The organism is Shewanella sp. HL-SH8 (assembly GCF_051165765.1).
In the GTDB taxonomy this organism is placed as follows: domain Bacteria; phylum Pseudomonadota; class Gammaproteobacteria; order Enterobacterales; family Shewanellaceae; genus Shewanella; species Shewanella glacialimarina.
The window spans coordinates 810,026-828,248 of sequence record NZ_CP195039.1 but is presented as its reverse complement, the minus strand read 5'-3'; the positions used below and the strand labels follow the sequence as shown (position 1 = coordinate 828,248).

Annotated in this window: 17 protein-coding genes; 8 read left to right on the top strand and 9 right to left on the bottom strand. The window is 41.4% G+C overall.

Annotation, left to right across the window (positions count from 1 at the left end):
* Positions 1 to 17: 17 nt before the first annotated feature.
* Positions 18 to 851, bottom strand: coding sequence for a rhombotarget lipoprotein (gene rhlP, locus ACRWQN_RS03725; protein WP_434939820.1), 834 nt, complete (start codon positions 849 to 851; stop codon positions 18 to 20).
* Positions 852 to 1,349: 498 nt separating this feature from the next.
* Between rhlP and nhaC the strand changes: the two genes are divergently transcribed.
* Positions 1,350 to 2,834, top strand: a complete 1,485-nt coding sequence (gene nhaC, locus ACRWQN_RS03720) for a Na+/H+ antiporter NhaC (protein ID WP_434928070.1) — start codon at positions 1,350 to 1,352, stop codon at positions 2,832 to 2,834.
* Positions 2,835 to 2,859: 25 nt separating this feature from the next.
* Here nhaC and ACRWQN_RS03715 read toward each other — a convergent pair whose 3' ends face one another.
* Genes ACRWQN_RS03715 through ACRWQN_RS03705 form a run of 3 tightly spaced genes read right to left on the bottom strand, consistent with a single transcriptional unit; the run spans position 2,860 to position 5,013 of the window.
* Positions 2,860 to 4,209, bottom strand: coding sequence for an NAD(P)/FAD-dependent oxidoreductase (locus ACRWQN_RS03715; protein WP_434939819.1), 1,350 nt, complete (start codon positions 4,207 to 4,209; stop codon positions 2,860 to 2,862).
* A 4-nt stretch (positions 4,210 to 4,213) separates the two neighbouring features.
* Complete coding sequence (locus ACRWQN_RS03710; protein ID WP_434939818.1) at positions 4,214 to 4,450, bottom strand: hypothetical protein; 237 nt, start codon at positions 4,448 to 4,450, stop codon at positions 4,214 to 4,216.
* Between the two features lie 11 nt (positions 4,451 to 4,461).
* The gene (locus ACRWQN_RS03705) at positions 4,462 to 5,013 is read right to left on the bottom strand and encodes a GNAT family N-acetyltransferase (RefSeq protein WP_434928067.1); all 552 of its coding nucleotides are present in this window, start codon (positions 5,011 to 5,013) and stop codon (positions 4,462 to 4,464) included.
* A gap of 174 nt (positions 5,014 to 5,187) precedes the next feature.
* Here ACRWQN_RS03705 and ACRWQN_RS03700 point away from each other — a divergent pair, with 174 nt between their 5' ends.
* The 4 genes from ACRWQN_RS03700 to ACRWQN_RS03685 all read left to right on the top strand — a co-directional run bounded on the left by ACRWQN_RS03700 (position 5,188) and on the right by ACRWQN_RS03685 (position 8,955).
* Complete coding sequence (locus ACRWQN_RS03700) at positions 5,188 to 5,889, top strand: spondin domain-containing protein (protein WP_434939817.1); 702 nt, start codon at positions 5,188 to 5,190, stop codon at positions 5,887 to 5,889.
* Positions 5,890 to 5,900: 11 nt separating this feature from the next.
* A complete protein-coding gene (locus ACRWQN_RS03695; RefSeq protein ID WP_434939816.1) occupies positions 5,901 to 6,620 on the top strand; it encodes a spondin domain-containing protein in 720 nt (239 codons plus the stop codon).
* Positions 6,621 to 6,730: 110 nt separating this feature from the next.
* Positions 6,731 to 7,462, top strand: coding sequence for a response regulator transcription factor (locus ACRWQN_RS03690; protein ID WP_434939815.1), 732 nt, complete (start codon positions 6,731 to 6,733; stop codon positions 7,460 to 7,462).
* Positions 7,462 to 8,955 (top strand): sensor histidine kinase, encoded by a 1,494-nt coding sequence (locus tag ACRWQN_RS03685; protein ID WP_434939814.1) that lies wholly within the window; start codon positions 7,462 to 7,464, stop codon positions 8,953 to 8,955. Before ACRWQN_RS03690 ends, ACRWQN_RS03685 begins: the two co-directional genes overlap by 1 nt.
* Positions 8,956 to 9,314: 359 nt before the next feature.
* Here the strand turns inward: ACRWQN_RS03685 and ACRWQN_RS03680 are convergent, their stop codons facing one another.
* Positions 9,315 to 10,556, bottom strand: coding sequence for a lysozyme inhibitor LprI family protein (locus tag ACRWQN_RS03680; protein ID WP_434939813.1), 1,242 nt, complete (start codon positions 10,554 to 10,556; stop codon positions 9,315 to 9,317).
* 509 nt (positions 10,557 to 11,065) lie between these two features.
* On the opposite strand from ACRWQN_RS03680, the gene ACRWQN_RS03675 reads away from it, so the two are divergent.
* Positions 11,066 to 12,688 carry an endonuclease gene (locus ACRWQN_RS03675; RefSeq protein ID WP_434939812.1) on the top strand — a complete coding sequence of 541 codons (1,623 nt, stop codon included), beginning with the start codon at positions 11,066 to 11,068 and terminating at the stop codon, positions 12,686 to 12,688.
* Between the two features lie 422 nt (positions 12,689 to 13,110).
* Here the strand turns inward: ACRWQN_RS03675 and hemE are convergent, their stop codons facing one another.
* Positions 13,111 to 14,175: a uroporphyrinogen decarboxylase gene (gene hemE, locus ACRWQN_RS03670; protein ID WP_434939811.1), complete on the bottom strand. Its 1,065-nt coding sequence runs from the start codon at positions 14,173 to 14,175 to the stop codon at positions 13,111 to 13,113.
* A 445-nt stretch (positions 14,176 to 14,620) separates the two neighbouring features.
* On the opposite strand from hemE, the gene rsd reads away from it, so the two are divergent.
* Complete coding sequence (gene rsd / locus ACRWQN_RS03665; RefSeq protein ID WP_434928057.1) at positions 14,621 to 15,094, top strand: sigma D regulator; 474 nt, start codon at positions 14,621 to 14,623, stop codon at positions 15,092 to 15,094.
* A 97-nt stretch (positions 15,095 to 15,191) separates the two neighbouring features.
* Here rsd and ACRWQN_RS03660 read toward each other — a convergent pair whose 3' ends face one another.
* From ACRWQN_RS03660 to ACRWQN_RS03650, 3 genes are all read right to left on the bottom strand, one after another.
* On the bottom strand, positions 15,192 to 16,241 hold the full coding sequence (locus tag ACRWQN_RS03660) for an MJ1255/VC2487 family glycosyltransferase (RefSeq protein ID WP_434939810.1): 1,050 nt from the start codon (positions 16,239 to 16,241) through the stop codon (positions 15,192 to 15,194).
* A 12-nt stretch (positions 16,242 to 16,253) separates the two neighbouring features.
* Positions 16,254 to 16,763, bottom strand: coding sequence for a phosphatase PAP2 family protein (locus tag ACRWQN_RS03655; protein WP_434939809.1), 510 nt, complete (start codon positions 16,761 to 16,763; stop codon positions 16,254 to 16,256).
* Between the two features lie 307 nt (positions 16,764 to 17,070).
* Entirely contained in the window at positions 17,071 to 17,325 is a 255-nt protein-coding gene (locus tag ACRWQN_RS03650; protein WP_226411540.1) for a uroporphyrinogen decarboxylase, read from the bottom strand.
* A gap of 397 nt (positions 17,326 to 17,722) precedes the next feature.
* On the opposite strand from ACRWQN_RS03650, the gene rraA reads away from it, so the two are divergent.
* Positions 17,723 to 18,208 carry a ribonuclease E activity regulator RraA gene (rraA, locus tag ACRWQN_RS03645; protein WP_434939808.1) on the top strand — a complete coding sequence of 162 codons (486 nt, stop codon included), beginning with the start codon at positions 17,723 to 17,725 and terminating at the stop codon, positions 18,206 to 18,208.
* Positions 18,209 to 18,223: the final 15 nt, after the last annotated feature.

The following is an 18,223-nucleotide window of genomic DNA, read 5'->3' as shown; positions in this document are numbered from 1 at the left end:
CTTGGAATAGTAGATGATCAAGAGTTCATTTTTCTGGCTCGTCTAAGCCATGCGATACTCATTAGCAGTACCCAATAAAAACCCATTGAACCGCCACCGCTGTAGCCTTCTCTATGTTCAACTGTAGCCACTTTATCTTCTTTTACTCGAGTCTTAAATCGAGCTAATTCCGCATCTAGATTAGTCGTCATATCATCGACGGCGATACCAAACCCTTCAAGTGATTTTTCGGCTAAGGTATCATCAATGCCAATCGCGGTGGTTCTTTTTTCAAGCTTGCTAACCCCAGGCGCTCTGAACAACATTTTTTTACTTTTAATATCAAAAACGGCGGTATCAACAAATGTTTGTATCGCGTTTTCATTACCCGGAATAACGTACATGCCCACTATGGTCCAATACAAAAGTGCGGCGTTATTCTCGATTGATTGTGTCACTTGATCATAAGACACTAACGCCATAACGTCGACATCATATAGTCTTGATATCTGCTCTAAAGTATCAAACCCTTGGCCCTGCTTTAAGTAAGTGCTAGGGATGACTTCAATGTGGCCAATATAATCATATTGAAGAAACGCCTGTTTTACTTTTTCAAGTAACTCGATTTGATCTTTGCTGTGAATACCGTCAGCGCCCCAATTTTTAGACGGCACAAACGCGATACCCACTTTTACCGGTAATTTTAGAATAGGAATTTCAGGTTGATGTTCAGCACGACTTTTTTCATCCGGATATAAAAAATCCATCAGACTGCTGGATTGTGTTTGTTTACCGGTATTTTGACTGACAATTGCACTGCAGGCTGATAAAAAAAACACTACTAGTAGACAGACACACATTTTAGACTTCATCAACATTCCTTTGATACCCTATGGGCTATATGTTTATAACACGAAAACATAATTGCATATCCCAAAGAGACGAACAAATGATTTATCTGATCAGTAAAATCATTTTAAAAGAGTTGATATTAATGCTTTCTATCAACTCAAGATGTGGTTAGTCAAACTATTAAATGCGCTTAAAGCTGCATTAATCTTAATTAAGATATTCTCCTCATAAAAAATAAGCCCATCATGCATATTTAAGCAAGCCACAAGCCGCTATTGCGCATATTGAGTTAACCAAGCTAAACATTTAGTCACCTTGAAGGCTTCAACACCTTCTCAGCCAAGGGTTTCAAACAAAGCAAGGCTCGACTTAACTATCATTTCTATGTAACGATAGCCAGCCGTTACAAATTAATAACAACTGTAGTTTGGGACTATCCCGTACGCTTATATTGACTGTTGCGATAGCAACTCGATAATGAAAACGACACAAAATAAAAATAATAAACAAGGATCTCCATGTCTCAAACGACACCTTCACAACCTAAGCAACCTAGCTTGCTTGATGCGCTTATTCCGATCGTGGCATTAATTTTGATGCTAGCCGCTGCGGTATATCTTTTCTCGTCTGATAGCTCATCGGGGGCCAACCAAATCGCCTTGGTATTAGCAGCCTGTATTGCCATGGTGATTGGCTATAAAAATGGCTACAGCTGGAATCAAATGGAGCGTGGCATAGTTAAAAGTATTGGGGTCGCGACCGGGGCATTACTTATTTTATTTAGTGTAGGCTCGCTGATCGGTACCTGGATTTTAGCCGGTACAGTGCCGACAATGATTTATTACGGTATGCAAATTCTTAATCCACAATATTTCTACAGTGCATGTTGTGTATTGTGTGCAATTGTTGCATTAAGTATTGGTAGCTCTTGGACGGTAGCCGGTACCTTAGGTATTGCGCTTATTGGTATCTCATCGGCCATGGGGTTAGATGTTAATATCACCGCGGGCGCAATTATCAGTGGTGCTTACTTTGGTGACAAGATGTCGCCAATGTCTGATACCACCAACTTGGCACCAGCTGTAGCCGGAACCGATATTTTCAGCCACATTAAACATATGACCTGGACCACGGTTCCCAGTATTACAATTGCACTGATAGGCTTTACCTTTTTAGGCTTAACCGCTGAAGCCACCCCAGTAGAAAATCAATTAGCTGATAGCTTAGCCTTACTTGAACGCACCTTTAATCCGGGGTTCCACTTATTGATCCCCCTTTTAGTGGTGTTGTATTTAGCTAACCGTAAAATGCCTGCCTTCCCTACGGTTATTTTAGGCACACTTGCTGGCGCAGTATGCGCGGCAATATTTCAATTTGATAATGTATTAGCCTATGTGCACGATGATGCAATACCGCCGCTGCTGGCGTTAGTTAAAGGTATTTGGATCGCTATGTTTGACGGCTATGTAGCCAATACCGGCGATGCGGTATTAGATAACTTATTAAGCCGTGGCGGTATGAGCAGCATGGTGACGACTGTCTGGCTGATCCTGTGTGCCATGGCCTTTGGTGGCGTGATGGAAGTTACTGGCTTACTTGGCCGTATTTTGCAAAGTATTTTAACCCTAGTGACTGGCACCTCTAGTTTGATCATTACTACTCTCGGCGTGTGTATTGGCGCCAACGTGATCACTGCCGACCAGTACATTGCGATTGTGTTGCCCGGTAGAATGCTAAAAATGGAATATACCAACAGAAAACTTGCTGCAGTTAATTTAAGTCGCGCCCTTGAAGATTCTGCCACTGTCACTAGCCCGCTTGTTCCTTGGAATACCTGTGGTGCCTTTATGGCCAGTACCTTAGGTGTCGCGACAGTGGCTTATCTACCCTATGCATTCTTTAACTTAGTTTGCCCCTTAATTAGTGCATCATATGCTTATTTCAATTTCAAAATTGAACCGCTAGATGAGCGCTTAGTGAGTGACGGTACCGTTGTAGGCTAATTCGATTTAACAATAGAAGACCGCTTTAGCCAAAGCGGTCTTTCATCCAGCCATAATGATAATAACCCCATTGACCTAAACGCTTTAACTGGCCAAAAGGTAGTATAGATACAGGCTGCGCAGGTAACGGCTGACGATATAAAGGCAAATTAGGCGGTGCAACACCCGCCATACTTTGCGCCAATCGATAAGCCGCTTGGCTGCTAAAAGACACTCCAGCACCACAATAACCTAGGCTATAACCCACTCCACTTTGTGCAAATACATGTGGCATATCATCAAACGATGCAGCTATCCAGCCGGTCCAGTTATAGGCAATTGCTTTGTGTTTTAATGCAGGAAAGCATTTATCTAAGGCCATTTTTAGCCTTTGACCATACACAGGGTTAGCACCGTCTTTGCCCCATACCGCGCCGCGGCCACCAAACAACAAGCGGTTATCAGGCAGTAAGCGGTAGTAATATTTTAATATGCGAGTATCCATGGTGACTTGCGAAGTATAAATACCCGCTTGTTGTAATTCATCGGCGGTAAGTGGCTCAGTCACAATGACATTACTGAGTATTGGCAAATATTTATTATCGATAATTGGCGAGAATTGTTTTGGCGTATAAGCATTACCGGCACAAATCACCTTGTTGGCAGTAAGCTCACCTGACTCGGTTATTAAGCGATGTTTTCCGCCCTCCTGCTGCCATTCAAGCACGCAAGATTGCTCTGATATAGACACTTTGGCTTGCTGTACCATTTGTTTATAACCCAGTAATAATTTTAATGGGTTAATCCCAAAACCATCATTTAGCCTTAATGCACCATAAGCTTGCTGGTGATTCATGTACTGATCACAAAAAGTGTTACGGTCAATAAACTCAGCCCCATCACCAAAATGTTGTTGAATGAACCCTGCCGCGGCTTGCAGTTGTGCGAGCGCTTTTGGGTTATGGGCGACTTTTAAGTAACCCGTGTCCTGCACATCACAGCTAATTTGATGCTGTTTAATTAATCCTGATACCCGCTCAACCGCCTCGGTAAACTCACCATAAATACCTTTGGCGGTATCAATATTCCAACGCTGTGCCATGGCGCTATAGCCCAATCTACCAGAACCTTTTAAAACAAATCCCGCATTACGAGCACTGGCACCAAAGCCAACCTGATTAGCTTCCAACACGTGACAATCAATATTAAATTCAGTCGCTAGATAATAAGCGGTTAATAATCCAGTGTAGCCGCCGCCAATAATAGCCACATCAGTTTGATGAGAACCTTTTAGTGCGGTACCTGGCTGGGGTAATTGAACCGTACTTGCCCAATAGCTATTAGGCTGGGGTTGCTGTTTTGGAGTGGAATTAACAAGGGGATCATAAAGTTGCATTGGGTTAGCCTAATAACTGTAAAATTTGATCCCAATGACGCGTCAGTAAAACCAGCAATACGACACCTAAAGGAATAAAAATAAGTAACTGAATAAATTGTAAATAAAGCACGATTTTTGACAGTTTCAGCTTTTCTAACTCGAGTTTGTCTAACTCGAGTTTAAGTAACTTGAGCTCTTCTGGTGCTGTGGTAATGGTTGTAGAGCGTGTTTCAGACGATGTTTGCGTGGCTGTTTTCATCGCTTAATCCCTTAAAAAATTAACAACATTTCACATGCGACACAGTGACAATCAACGCCGCAAAGTACACAGATATAATCCTCTCCCATATGCCGTTGGTGCCAGCGTTGAGGATGCTGTTTAATCAATTTCCCACCGGCTTTGGTAAAATATCGTACCGCAGCATTATTGGGGCTTTGTTGCCACAAATGACTCACGCCAGCTTTAGCGCCCTGTGCGATAACCGCTTCTTTAGAGGCTTGTAAAAGTTGTCCCCCTAATCCTTTACCTCGGCCATGTTCAGCAATAGTATTGGATTTAAAGTAACACACATCATCAAAGTTAACGCCCCACAACGCTACAGTACACCATTGATCCTGTTGCCATTTACCTGCGGCATAGGTTAATCGAAAACCCAGTAATTCATCGTTTTCAATGGCAACAAAGTTAGCATTAATGCCATTTTTTATGCCTTTGTGATAAATGGCTGTCAGTTCGTCCATATCCATATAACCCTGACCATGCACTTGCTCACCTAATACTAATACTGCTTTAAAATCATCTTTTTGTAATATTCTAATCATATTTTTTATGCTTTTATTTTTATTATTTTAAACATTGAAATGGCACGTTTAAGCTCAATTTAGCACATCAAAAACACACAAAGCTAACGATGTTAAACTTTTGTGATAATTTAGCGATAACCCGGTGATATCCATTTGTAATACTAGCTGCAATTAAACAAAAGGAGCTCGGTTATGAAACGTACATTAGTTAGCGCTAGCCTTCTAGCAGCAGGTTTATTGAGTTTATCAACCCAAGCCGCAGACATTGAAGTCAGTGTCACCAACCTTACCCATGGTAATCACTTTACCCCATTGTTAATAGCCGCTCACAACAGCGACAGTCATTTATTTCACGCCGGAGAAATGGCCACGCCTGCGTTACAAAAAATGGCAGAAGGTGGCGATATTAGCGATCTTAATACTGCGGTAACTGGCGCAAATGGCGTCACCTTAGCTAACCCAGCCATGGGGTTACTTGCCGCGGGAGCCAGCATTAAAGATGTGATGCTAGATACAGGTGATAACACCCACCTTTCTATCGTCGCAATGGTGCTGCCAACCAACGATGCATTTATTGGTTTAGACAGCTGGAAAATTCCAACTGAAGCAGGAACATATACTGTTTATGTTAATGCCTATGATGCAGGCACTGAAGCAAATGATGAAATCATAAACGGCGGTGGGATGTCAGGCGTACCGGGTATTCCTGCAGCACCGGGTGGTAATGGTGGCGCAAATGGGACTGGTGTAATGGACGGTGCTGACAATATGTATGTGCACACTCACCCAGGTGTTTTAGGTGACACAGATCCCGCTGGAGGCGCAAGTGATTTAGACAGCCGTATTCACCGCTGGTTAAACCCTGTAGCCAAAGTTGTGGTCACAGTAAAATAAGGAGGTAACACATGAAAACCACCGACATTAAACTTAAACCCAGCTTACTGAGCTTATTTGTTGCCGCGACATTACTCACCGCCTGTAGTGACGATGACAATGTTGTGGTGCCACCGGTTGAACCTGAGCCGGTAATGCAAACATTTACTGTCACTGTGACTAACCTAACGGCAAATCAGCCTATGTCACCGGTCATTTTAGCCGCGCATAATGCCGAAGCCAGTTTATGGCAAGCGGGCGAAATGGCCAGCCTTGCTATCGAAAAAATGGCCGAAGGTGGCGACACTGCAGATATAGCAGCCCTTGAAGTCATTGATAGCAGTGTCAACGGTACGGGTATGTTAATGCCGGGGATGAGTGAAACACTTACCCTCACATTAGCACAAGCCAATGTTGCCAATATCAGCTTAGCCACAATGCTAGTGAATACTAATGACGCCTTTACCGGGGTCAATAGTTACCACATTGCAAGTATGGAAGTTGATATGCCACAAATGATGAAATACATGGCTTATGATGCGGGTACTGAAGCCAACAGCGAAGCAAAAGGCACTATGCCTGGCCCAGCTGACGGAGGTGAAGGGTTTAACACTGCACGTGATGATGTCGATTTTGTGCATATTCATCCAGGCGTTATCAGCCAATATGATGGTTTAGCTGACTCAGTCCTTCTGCCTTCACATCGTTTTGACAACCCAGTGCTTGCAGTAACCATTATGCGTACCCAGTAACCGCTACACCACTGGTTGATTGAATAAGTTTTAAACAGATTGAAATTTATTATCCTTAAAGCAGGTCTAGGTATTAATGCAATTACTGGATTTGCTTTGAGGAAGTTACCATGAATGGAAACACCAAACATAACGGTCATGTTAGTCCGCAACATATTTTGCTGGTAGAAGACGAACAAGACTTGGCTAAATTAATTATTCTGAACCTCAAGGCCCTTAACTATAGCGTCGACCATGCCACGACATTGAAGCAAGCCATGCAGATCATCGAACATAAAAAGCTCGATCTGATTTTAATGGACAGAATGCTACCAGACGGCGACGGCATTATGCTATGCCAGCAACTGAGACAAGCGCAAAAACAGGTGCCAATTATGTTATTGACCGCCAAAGATTCTGAAGCTGACATAGTACTGGGGCTTGAAGCGGGCGCCGATGACTACCTTGTAAAACCCTTCAGCGTGCTAGAACTGCGCGCCAGAGTTAAAGCGCATTTAAGACGTGGACAAATTCTGCATAACCATCAGCAGCAACTTGATTTTAATGGTGTCAGTATTAATGCCAGCACACGTGAAGTATTAGCATTTAATAATGCTTTAGAGTTAACCGCACGCGAGTTCGATTTATTACTTTTTCTTGCTCAACATCCACTACAAGTGTTCAGCCGTTTACAGTTATTAGAAGCGGTGTGGGGCTACAACTATAGTGGTTACGAGCACACAGTAAATAGCCATATTAATCGTTTACGCAACAAATTGTCCCGCTACTCAGAACACGACTTAGTCAAAACCGTGTGGGGTGTGGGCTATAAATTCTCGCCACCAGAGGCACATGCTCACTAATGAATCGCCTATTTAATCGATTATTTTTAGTCGCTACAATGATTGTATTGCTGCTATTTGTCGCATTATGGCAATGGCTACAACTAAACCACGAATTCAGTCGCAATCAAATACAGCAGTCTCTACATCAAGAGTTGGCTGAACATATGGCACATATTAATCCTTTGTTATCACAGGGGATTACCTCTGATGCCGCATTAAAAGAAGCTTTTCATGATTTTATGTTGCTCGGACCCAGCTTTGAAATTTACACCTTAGATCCAGATGGCAAAGTGATAGCCTATGATGCCAAAGAAGAAAAAATTAAAACACATCGAGTGGACACTGGTATTATTAAGCAGTTTTTAGCAGGAAAAAATCTGCCGATTTTAGGCACAGATCCGCGTTCGCAACAAACCAAAAAGATTTTCTCAGCCAGTAAGTTAGTCAATGCCCAAGGTCTGCACAGTGGTTATTTATATGTGATTATTGGCGGAGAAGAGTACGACAGCTGGCAAGCATTAATTAATGCCGAAAACCAACCAAAAATATGGGGTGCAACCATAGGTTTTTGGGTAATATTCGCCCTATTGTTATTTGTGATTTTATTGCATTATTTTACCCGCCCGATCCATAAATTAGCCCAGGATTTAACTAAGTTAAAAACCTTACCCATTACCGAAAAGCTCACCTTGCCAGATCGCTATAGAGGCAGTTTAGAGATAGCTCAACTCAGCGAACACATTAATCAGTTGCTGCAAGACATTCAGCAACAGCAACAACAGGTCAAACGTCAACAGCAGGCAAAACATGACTTTTTACTGCACCTGTCCCATGACTTAAAAACCCCACTCACCGCATTATTGGGCTATATCGATACCTGGTTAATTTTGCCTGAAGCGGACCGTGATCAAGCCTTAATTCAATACGCGGCAAATTCAGGACAAACCTTACAACAGTTATTAGCCCAGTTATTAGAATTAGCTGCACTAGAAAATGGCCAAATTCATGCTCAACTTCAACAAGTTGAGTTAACAGAACTCCTCAATGGAATAGAACAAACCTTTACCCCAAGAGCGAAAAAACTCGGCGTAATATTAAATTTTAAGCATATTAACGCCACCTCAATTTTAACCGACCCACAATTGATGCGACGCATACTCAACAATCTAATTGATAATGCCTTACGCTACACTCCGTCGGGAGGCGAAATCACTATTCTTACACAACAAGACTTTAGCCAGGGTAAAAACCAACAATGGTTAGCCGTAAAAGACACCGGCTCAGGCATGCACCAACATGAAGTAGAAGCCCTAAGACAATTGTCACTTAGCCAAACGGATACTCCACAACAACACCAGCGAAGCTTCGATAACAACCAAGCGCTACCTCAGCTAGGCGTAGGACTGGCCATTGTGCGTCAGCTGTTGGGGTTATTGAAGTGTAAAATTGAAGTAGAAAGCCAGCCCGGTGTCGGCAGTGAATTTAAGATAGAACTGGTGATGCAAAGCTAAGTTACTTAAGCATCGCTGATGCAAGCGTCCCTATACGGACTGAATCAACACACTCGTGAATTGATTAAAAGATGATTATTAAATCGTAGTCTCTGGTTATAACATTCTTTTACTGTCGCTATTGCATGCCAACTGCTAACTAAACACGGCACACATTGTTGAAATAATAATGCACTGATTAGATGTTCTACTTACCATCAACTTCACTTTTACTCTTTTGGTTTAAGTCCATAAAGTCTTTTATTAAGGAGTCGCACATATTGTTTTTTTTAGTTGCCAAAATGCCAGACAACTAAAATGATAAAAACAATATAAAACATAAACATAATAAGGTTTGATGATGTTGAACGATTATATAATCAGATATTACATAATGACCCATGGCATTTAAGAGTATTAAAATCGTATAAATCACTGTGACCAAGACTTCCCTCGGGATAGGGAACATTCTCATTCAAAAAAAATGTGACCCGATTACCGCCAAATAAGCCCGCCGGAATCGTTATTTTTTTGAGAATAACATAACCAACACCGATATGTTTTGGCTTGTATCTTGATGAAATATCTATTCCAGAAACAGGAGGCAAGTCTTCATTAAGCTGATTCGACTTTAACTTAACCCACTTTTCAATATCTTTATTGTTGTAGTTTCTTATATCGCCCCTTGCCAACAATTCATCTATTCCCGCTTTTCCTGCTAACGGTAATGACTGATCGACATGGTTGTGTAAAGTATTGGCTGCATTAGTAAAAAATTCGGTTCTTTGATTAAAAGCATCACCAAATCCAAGTTTACCGCTTTTAGCAAAAGTGACTAATGATACTTTCTTATTAAAAAGTTTCATTGAAAGAGGGTTTATTTTATCCAGAGTTTTAGCGCTGATATAAAAACTATCACGGCAATTGGGCCTTTCACGAGAACTACTCATAACAACAGGAGTATCGTTTGGTAATCCCGCAACGACTTGCTTATGGTACCCCATAGCGTAAACCGCTGTTATTTTAGTGTTTTTTGTCCACTTGATATTCCATACCGAAGGTTCATAAGCACCTAAAATTAGCGCAACTGGTACATTGGGAGAGTTTATCGCAACATCAAAAACCGTTGTCATATGACCACTTTCATCAGTCTGATAATTGGTTTTATAGCCGCTGTAAGCGCCACCAGCATAAACCGCTACATTTTCAGGAAAGGTAAGGTTTGAAAAATCGCATTTTTTTTCAACTTCAAAGCTATCAACTTTAGGCAGATGGGTGAATGTGGTGTTGGTAGCCTCGATTCTCTCAGGTGTAAAACTTAACTGCTCAATTCTTGCAGAATAAACAACGACTAAACAATCTACATTCGCCTGGCAATTATGATTTCTTTTTCTTATCCATTTTTGTTGATTATTGATCAAGTCAGATTTTTCAGCATTTTGTAATACTGCTAACTGTGCTGAATAATATTGAGATAATTGCTCATCTAATAAATTTAACGCTTTGCTTGAGCAAATTGCCTGCTCAGTTAAATTTAATTTACCAGCACAATCATAACTGGCTGCGTTAACCTCAAACGATAAAACCAGAATGGATAACAGCTTAAAATAACTCAGTTTCATATGTGCCACGTCCTTGATGTGCAAATATTGCGCCCTCATAAAAGGCAAAAATAACTCAAAATGTACAATGCGTGATATTAACACCATGCATCTTTTATCTTATCACCACCAACTACCTGATAGAAGGCAATATTATTCTCAGTCAAATGACTCAACACATCGGATATGGACTGGATCGGCATAGCTAATTCATAACCACATTCTAAGGATAAGATATGTTTTGAGTGGGATGAGCAACAAACGATAAAAGGATTTTAAGATCAACCCATAGGAATGACCATGCTTAATGTCCACAGAGAGATCCCATATATCGCCATATTCTTTTTTATAAATAACAATTTGGTCACATATACGTAACTAATTTTATGTCATACTCCAGCCGCTTTAACAAAACTCAAATGGATTTGAATGGGGTCGGACTTTCGTGGTGTTTTCTAAGGAAATCATTATTGAAAATTTCCATGAAAAACTGCCATGAAAGTCCTCAATAATAAATATTAAAGAGAGTTATGTTGATGATTAAATCCACTATAGCACTAAAAACAGCAGTAACACTGGCACTCGCAGGCCTAGCATTCAATGCCAGTGCCAATCTGATGATAAGCGAAGTGCTCTACGATGCACCCAATAATGATAGCCTTGAAGAATTTGTCGAGCTCTACAACGCAAGCTGCAGCAGTATCGACTTAAGCCAATATAGCATCAGCGACAATGGCGCAAGTTTAGCATTAAGCGGCACGTTGGCGTCGGGGCAATACTTTACGATAGCCAAAAACGCTGCGGGTTTTAACAGCCTGTTCTCCCGCCAAGCCGATTTTGCGCCTATGCCTTTATCTTTAGGTAACTCAGGTGATTACGTTAAGTTGCTCAAGGGTACTCAAGAAGTTGATGTCGTCGCTTGGGAAGGTGGTTTAAGTGGTTGGACACTTAATGCCACTAACGTGTCTTTGGTGCGCAGCACCAGTACCAACACCAAAAGCCAAGCTGATTGGAGTGTGGGCAGCAATGCTGGCAATCCAGGTGTAGGCAGCTTAACCACTAGCTGTGGCACGCCGCCAGCACCAACGGAAAACTTACTCGAAAATGGCCAAGCCAAGACAAGCCTAAGCGCCAGCACAGGGCAAACATTGAAGTTTGTCGCCGATATTCCAGCTGGGGCAACTGGGCTTAGTTTTAAAATGAGTGGCGGTAGTGGTGATGCGGATCTATATGTGCGCCAGGGCAGTGAGCCAACGGCAAGCGTATTTGATTGTCGCCCATACTTAACTGGTAATAATGAAGAATGCCCTATTGCTACAGCAGTAGCAGGTCGTTATTTTGTCAACATCACAGCCTATCAAGGCTTTAGCGCTACGAGCTTAGTGGCTAACTATACTCCTGCCACTTCGGGAGGCGGTACGGGAAACCCAGGTGATTATGCCTTCGATACCTATTATGCTAACGCTAGTGGTAAAACAGGTTCAGCATTAAAGGCGAGCCTAAACCTTATCATTCGAGATCATACCCGCTTTACCTATGATCAAGTATGGGATGGCCTTAACTATGCAGATGAAGATCCAAGCAACACTAACAATGTGATTTTACTCTATACCAATCGCTCTGAGCCTAAAACAAACCGTGCCGGTATGAGTAATTCTTTAGATGCGTGGAATCGTGAACATGTATGGGCTAAAAGCCATGGTTTTCCTAGCAGCGGACAACATGCCTATACCGACTTACACCATTTGCGTCCTGCCGATGTGACTGTTAATAGCAGTCGTGGTAATAAAGATTTTGCCTTAGGTGGGTCGCCATTAACTGAAGCGCCAGATAACAAAACAGATGCGGATAGTTTCGAGCCTGCAAACATGGTTAAAGGCGATGTCGCGCGCATGGTGTTTTATATGGATGTGCGTTATGAAGGCGGCGATAACAGTGGTACACCTAACCTTACTGTAGCCAAAGGGGTTACTGGTACTGGTGAGGCACTATTGGGTGATTTATGCACCTTGCTTAGCTGGCACATTCAAGATCCTGTGAGTGATTGGGAGCGTCGTCGTAATAACCGTGTGTATGAATGGCAGTTGAACCGCAACCCCTTCATCGATAACCCAATGTGGGCCGAGGATCTTTATAGCAGCTCATGTAATTAATCGAACTCGTCAATAAAACAGACCCAGCCCAGGCTGGGTTTTTTATTGAATCACTTTTTTTACACCTGATATTTTCATTACTGAGATTTAGCCTCATTGACGACTTCAATAAAATATACAAATAAGAATAAGAACAACAACAAGAAGTAGATGTAACAGTCATATTTTAAACAATTCGGACATCATTTACATTGAGGCCATCGAGAACATGCTGTGAGCTTGGCATAGATGCCAAGCTAGCTTTCTTTGGGTTAAGGACAGCACATCGAAAGCGTTAGGGATTTTCAGCAATGGCCCTAGCAGGAAGGAATCCAATGAAGTTGATGTTGACTATCAAGGGGTAAGGCCAAAAACTTATAGTCAGTTTTTAATTCAAAAAAAGCGAACCCTAAGGTTCGCTTTGCTTATTAAATATAGCTGAATTACTTATGGTATTTGCCCGACAACTCAGTCACTGACTTAATAAATGCACCCGCATGTTCTGGATCAACATGTTGATGAATGCCATGGCCTAAGTTAAATACATGACCACTACCTTCACCGTAAGACGCTAAGATTTGCTCAACTTCTTGACGAATACGCTCAGGTGAAGCGTAAAGTACTGATGGGTCCATATTGCCTTGTAAAGCCACTTTGTGCCCTACGCGACGACGTGCATCACCAATATCTACGGTCCAATCTAAACCTAGAGCATCACAGCCGGTTTCAGCCATTGCCTCTAACCATAAACCGCCGCCTTTAGTGAATAAAGTCACTGGTACTGTGCGGCCTTCAGCTTCGCGAGTTAACCCATCAACGATTTTCTGCATATAACGTAACGAGAACTCACGGTAAGCATGGTGAGATAACGCACCGCCCCATGAATCGAAAATCATTAACGATTGAGCACCGTTGGCCACTTGCGCGTTGAGATATAAAATCACTGAATCAGCTAGTTTATCTAACAACATGTGTAAAGTTGCTGGCTCTTCGTATGCCATTTTCTTTATTTTTTCAAAGGTCTTGCTTGAACCGCCTTCAACCATATAAGTGGCTAAAGTCCAAGGTGAACCCGAAAAACCAATTAACGGTACGTCACCGTTTAATTCGCGACGAATGGTTTTTACAGCACGCATTACATAGCCTAATTCATCTTCTGGATCTGGCACAGCAAGCTTTTTGATGGCATCGATGGTATCGGTAGGACGCTGAAAACGTGGACCTTCACCGGTTTCAAAATACAAACCTAAACCCATAGCATCAGGAATGGTCAAAATGTCAGAGAACAAAATAGCGGCATCTAAATCATAGCGACGTAATGGCTGTAAGGTCACTTCACATGCTAAGTCTTGGTTCTTACAAAGAGACATAAAATCACCGGCTTCAGCACGAGTGGCTTTATATTCTGGAAGATAACGACCTGCTTGACGCATCATCCATACTGGCGTTCTGTCTACAGGTTGTTTTAATAAAGCACGTAAATAACGATCATTCTTTAGTTCTGCCATGGGGGCTATTTTCCTAGATAGTTATGAATTTTGCAGGTCGGTAGTTTAGCACTTACGCGATTAATGTAACCACTTATGCGATATTTATGTGAGCTATTACTAAATCTGTATTCAAAAATCTGAAAACGCCTCAATCTTTGCTCACAAAAACAGCAACAATATTGTTAGTACTCCATAAAGTAGATTATTAGTTGCACCATTGGTGAGTGTTTGGTATAAAAAGTACGCGCTAGCAAGAACAATCAAGAAGCACGATATATCGAGCCCTTAAATGCTTATTTACCCAGTGATAGTTATCTATCACTGGGTTTTTTATTTTAAATTCTTTAGCAATTTATTAAAGCTGGTTTGTCCATTGATAAATAAAGCATAAAACAGTTGATCAACTACATACTTGTCCAATACAGTGGTTGTAATTGATCGGTTGAACGTCAGGAATACAAGTATGCTTATAAAATTAGAACAAGCTGAGCAACGTTGGGGCGGAGCTAACAAATTAGTCGACCAATGGCTGACTCACCGTCGTAAATTGCTGGTTAAATACTTTACCCTTGTTGGACTTTCACCTAATAAACAGGCAGAAAAAGGCCTACCTAGCATCAAAGATGTGAAGGATTTTTGTGAGCAGCTTGTAGATTACGTGTCTGAAGGGCATTTTGAAGTATATGACCGAGTAGTGAGCGAATGTGCTACCCATGGCCAGGACAGCAAAGCGACTGCTCAGAACTTGCTGCCTAAAATCAGTGAAAGTACCGACACTGCTCTCGATTTTAATGATAAATATACTGAATCTGAAGATGAAAATATCCTTTACCAACTGGATAAAGACTTAGCACAACTTGCCCAGGCAATGGAATCACGTTTTGAATTTGAAGATGAGTTATTAGAAATTCTTCATAGCCGTCATTCTCAATCTTAATTACGACACCGTTAACCAGTATTGTTAAAATTGAAAGTTTATACACGAATCCATGACACTCATTATGGGTTTTTATTTTATGTCGCTGAAGTTATTATTACTGCCTTTTATGCCAATTTTCAGGTAACTCTACTTGATCCCAAAGTTGGTCGCATAGCTGTTGAGGCTGCTGCCACTCTCCCGTTTTAAGCCAGTCAACCAGTTTATCCCCCACCTGCGGGTAACGAATAGCTTTAGGTGACGGCGCCTTTAACCAGCGCGTTAATTTAGACTTGTCCAACGTTTGCATACTATCCGCTGCGGCAAGCAATTCTAGTGCTGCTACATTAGCCGACTGCTCAAATTGGCCGATTAGCGGTTTAACTAGTAGCTTTTTACCTAATGCCATCGCTTCACTGGCTAATTCAAACCCAGCATTCGCTATCACGCCACCACATTGCGATAAATGCAGTTTAAATCCGTCTCGGCTAAAACCATGCCATTGAATATGCTCAGGTAAGGGTTTAATTGGCTTGGTGCTGTGATAAACATAGAATTGATAGTCATCGAATGGGGCTAAAAACTCAGCGATACTATCGGCACTTTCAAACGGTAAATAAACTAAGATTTGATGACCGTATTGAATATCTGATGGAGAAACCTCTACAAATGGCGGCAAAATTGGAAAGCCGAAGTGATGCCAATGGCACCCTAATCCAATATCAACCGGCGCAAAATGATTTAAAATGACTTCATCTAACCAACTGCCACCTTGCTTAGGCACCGAATGCTGTAACGCTGCCTGGTGGCTAATAGATATCGATTTAACGCCCTGCTGTTTTGCCGCCCAAGCGGTAACAGGCTCAAAGTCGTTTAACACTAAGTCATAGCCGCGCACATCCAATTGTTTAACTTCATTAAATATCGAACGACTTACCGTTTTTTGAGCGGTTTTTAATAAATTAATGCGCCCATTATCTGTTGCGAATGATAATCCCTTACGCACTCGGTAATCACCAAACTCCTGCATATCGAAGTAATGTTCTGCGGGTCTGCCGCTAAACAGAAAATCGACATCGACTCCTTTATTTTTCATTGCCTTAGCCATCACGCGTGCACGGCTAATATGACCATTTCCAGTGCCTTGAACTCCGTAAAGAATTTTCATGCTATTTAATCCTTATATAATGTTTTCAGCTAGCATGACTGACCCAATACCTAGCCCCATTCCTGCTACGATATCTAATGGATAGTGCACCCCAAGTGCGATACGAGATAAGCCTACTGTTATTGCCCATAAGTAAGCCAATGGCGCTAATACCGGAAAATATACATGAATAACACTTGCCAGCACAAAAGCACCCGCTGTATGTCCTGAAGGTAAGCTGAACTTATCTGATGGATCAAAATGGCAATTAAAACCGACTAACGCATAACAAGGTCGTTGGCGTCGTATGCCGTTTTTAAGCACTAAATATAGTGGTAGCTCAATTAAAAATCCGAGCAGTAATAGGTTGAAAAATGATTGGCCTTGGCTGTGGGATAACAATATCGCGACAGACAGATAAACGTACCAATGGCCATCACCCGTTGCGGATATTTTTAACGCAGTTGGTGACAATTGTTGTTCACGAGTAAAACGAATAATCGAATAAAACAGATATTGATCAACTTTTGTAATCAGGTTCATCGCCACTCCTGTCGCGCATCATGCGCTAATGTTTAATCCACTTTTACTTAATCCACTTTGGCAGACTAATCTGCGCCAATGAATGTGGAGTGACATTTATTCGAAGCTTTTATGACAATAGAAACTAAACGCGCAGCAAGAGAAGTTGAAATGACAGGCAAATATAATAAATAGAAGTAATAGAACAGAAAGCGAGATGTTTGATGTTTGTCACGCAACAGCGACAAGCACTGACTGACCAGAACACTTACTATTCACCCTTGATTGTGTAAATAACAACTAAGGGTGAATGAAGTAAGATGCTTTTTTACGCTGAAGCAGCTTGTGTTTCTGGTGCTTTGTTGCGATAAATTTTCACTAAGTGATAAATATTAATACCGGCAACAAACGCATTCATACCAGCAACGGGCCAAGCATCAATGGCATAACCGTAGGCAGCAAATAAACCACAACCAACGAAATTCAACCAACGTAACATAATGATATCTTTCATCATTAATGAAATCGCCACCATAACAGAAGCAACGTAACCTAATATTTCAACCATATTTGAACTATCCATAAGAACCTCTTTAAGGCTCTCTGCCATCCATAAGCGTAACGAGGGATCCATGCCCCTAAAGCAAATAAATAAAATAAACCAATGCCTAAAAACCACTGATATGTTAACAAGTTGCCAGGTATGTTAGTAATTTATAAACGTATTTTAGTGATCATGATCTACAGTTGATTGATAAACAGTTAAATTTGAAAGTAAATTACTTACAAAACCACCCATTGTTCTCAAAATAGACCATTGTGTTTTTTATATAGTATTATCATTCTAGTTTGATTTGCAACAAGGTCGTGACGAATAACGCTTTTAATTTAAAATAAACCCCATATAATTCACTTAACTATTACCTTTAATAGCAATTAATCCAGAGCAATGAAACTATTGCAGCCACTAGGAGTTATCTATGGAATACAACACCTCAGAACTGTGCGACATGTATATCGATGTGGTCGGCGTTGTCGAGCCTATGTTCAGTAATTATGGTGGTTGCAGCTCTTTCGGCGGCTCTATAAGCACCATTAAATGTTTTGAAGATAACGGTTTAATTGCTGAAGCCTTACAGGAAGATGGCGAAGGAAAAGTATTGTTAGTAGATGGTGGCGGATCATTACGCCGTGCACTACTAGATGCTAGTATTGCTGAAATTGCTGTAGCCAACAATTGGGAAGGTATTATCATTTACGGTACTGTCCGTGATGTTGATGCGCTAGAAGAGCTAGATATTGGTATTCAAGCGATTGCTTCTATTCCTGTGGGTGCCGATAGTAATGGCATTGGCGAAGTTGAAGTGCCAGTGAACTTTGGCGGTGTGACCTTCTTACCTGGCGACCATATTTATGCCGATAACACTGGGGTGATTTTATCTCCAGAACCTTTGGATATTGATTAATCATTCCAATAATAA